This is a genomic window from Enterobacter cloacae complex sp. GF14B, from assembly GCF_004136805.1.
GTDB classification, from domain to species: Bacteria; Pseudomonadota; Gammaproteobacteria; order Enterobacterales; family Enterobacteriaceae; genus Enterobacter; species Enterobacter hormaechei_C.
In genome coordinates this window covers 1-1,672 of record NZ_QFRV01000244.1, presented here as the reverse complement: position 1 = coordinate 1,672, position 1,672 = coordinate 1, and the positions used below count along the sequence as shown (strand labels likewise).

Genomic DNA, 1,672 nt, shown 5'->3' with positions numbered 1-1,672 from the left:
AGAGAACATTAGGGCTGCTTGTGAAGGTGATAGCCAATTCCTATGGAATAGAATATCAACACACTTTTGCCATAGTAGACTTTGGAAAAACACTCAACTATGAAATCATATTGGGAAGACCTTTCATGCGATAGATACAGCTTATCTAAGATTGGGGAAACAATTATCTGTACCTGAAGCAAGTGGGATCTATAACAAGAGTAAATCTAAAAGATCACACTTATAGAGATGTCTTGAAAACAACCACACAAGAGTTTGATTCAGTCTCTTCGACTAAAACTAAGCTTCCATCATGGTTAAACAAAGATACTCCTATTTGGATGTCTGGAGCTTTAGAAAATGGAAGCTTAAGACGAGAAAAATGTATCCTCGAAAGAGACTACACAGATGAAGCATATATAACTGAACCCTTTACGGAGCATTTGTTTGAGCCATTTGAATGGGCTCAAATTTTGGCAACAATGGATGTGTGTGTGAATACAAATGATCTCAACCCTTCACATTGAAGATGAAATTCAGGAACCCAAGACTTATTGAAAGCTCAACAAGTATTTTCAAACCTGTATTATGATGCTTTTGATGATTTTGAAGAACATTCAGCTACATCCAATGATTCTTGATGAGAAAAAGAACACGTGAGAGCCCAATTGCTTCTAAAAGGAGGAGAGAAAAAGTTTTTTGACTTTCCAAACCAAAAACCATGGAGACAAAAATGGTATAGAAGGAAAAGAGAAACAAAAACCTTGAAATAGACCTATGCCATCAGTCTCCAGTAAAACACAATTCCTGATGCAGATAGATGCAAATGATTGTGTCAAGGACAAAATAACTGGCAGATATCCTTCAAAAAAAAACTCAGAAATGTCTCAGACATTGAGAAAAGCAAGGAAGGGGACTCAAGAAAAATCACAAAATAAGAAACCACTCATGACCAGAGTCGAGCGGAAAAAGAAATACCAAGAGTTGAAAAAAGATCTAAAGGAGATATACACAACCGAAATGGAAACCACAGAAGAGGATGGTAAGGATGTAATGCATGTTCCATCCCATTACAAAAAGTATACTCTCCAAGATCGAAAAATCATTGCGAAAAACCTGTTAGGGAACTACCTACACAGGGCAAGTCCTATGAAGGGCCTGAAAACGCTTAAAAGATAGACCTGGTTGAACCAGGAGAAGAGCCTAGACTTGCTTACAGTACAAATGACCTTACAGAAGAAGAAGAAGAGATTTTGCTGAGCGTGCTAAAAGAATACCAAGATATCTTTGCTTGGCCTTATAAGGATCTCAGGGGTGTTGATCCAGAAATTTGTCAATATACCATACACATGAGAGATGATGCGAAACCAAGTATGCAGTATCAAGAGATGATGGATGGTTGGATGGAATTCACATCTGCATCACAGTATAATCAAAGCATCATAGCACAAATGCATTTGTAGATATTGGTGCTTGAATGAATGCAGTCAATTATTCCACTGACAAGAAAGCTACAAATCATTCCTTAGCATCGGGAATATCTTCTATCAAAGGATGCAACAAATACCCAACACTGCCATTGGGAGTGGTTAACTTGAATGTGATAGTAAATGGATTTCCAAGCCCTCATCAATTTATATGCATACCAGATGAACATACCAATGAAACGACGATTCTTGGAATCTTATGGATG

At 37.4% G+C, this 1,672-nt stretch carries 3 protein-coding genes; all 3 read left to right on the top strand.

The features are described 5' to 3' along the window. The first annotated feature begins 233 nt into the window (after positions 1–233). Positions 234–506 carry a hypothetical protein gene (locus DD606_RS25030; RefSeq protein ID WP_129259449.1) on the top strand — a complete coding sequence of 91 codons (273 nt, stop codon included), beginning with the start codon at positions 234–236 and terminating at the stop codon, positions 504–506. A gap of 250 nt (positions 507–756) precedes the next feature. Next, positions 757–1,158, top strand: a complete 402-nt coding sequence (locus DD606_RS25025) for a hypothetical protein (RefSeq protein ID WP_219824237.1) — start codon at positions 757–759, stop codon at positions 1,156–1,158. Positions 1,159–1,456: 298 nt separating this feature from the next. Next, positions 1,457–1,672, top strand: a 216-nt coding sequence (locus DD606_RS26245) for a hypothetical protein (protein ID WP_219824236.1), incomplete at its 3' end; no start/stop codon positions are given.

Excerpts from the sequence above, each read along its gene's own strand:
- DD606_RS25025 (WP_219824237.1), top strand. The coding sequence starts at position 757 with ATGCCATCAGTCTCCAGTAAAACACAATTCCTGATGCAGATAGATGCA.